Below are 270 nucleotides of genomic sequence, written 5' to 3' on the forward strand. Positions count from 1 at the left end.
TCGTAGTACCGGTGACGGTTATAGTACAGCCCTGATTCCTCATCATGCTGCTGCCCTGGCAGACGGTACGGCTGATACACATGATGCGGGTTCTCCTCATTAAGCTGGTTGCCCCATTCATCATATTCCGCGCTCCACGCCGTATTGCCGTCTTCGCTGATAAGCGCCAGCGGCAGTCCCCGGTGGTCGCAGTGATAAAGATGAGCTTTTCGCGCCGGTGTGTATTCCGGCTCCACCTGTCTGGCCAGTTGCTCCACCGTCAGCCCGCAC

The 270-nt window shown here is 57.8% G+C and carries 1 protein-coding gene; it reads right to left on the reverse strand.

Going from position 1 to position 270, the window contains the following annotated elements:
- Positions 1-270 (reverse strand): RHS domain-containing protein (locus tag ACNQ0T_RS24290; protein ID WP_417930505.1); only part of this gene is annotated, 270 nt, incomplete at both ends.

This window comes from Enterobacter cloacae complex sp.6700776 (assembly GCF_048284255.1).
In the GTDB taxonomy this organism is placed as follows: domain Bacteria; phylum Pseudomonadota; class Gammaproteobacteria; order Enterobacterales; family Enterobacteriaceae; genus Enterobacter; species Enterobacter intestinihominis.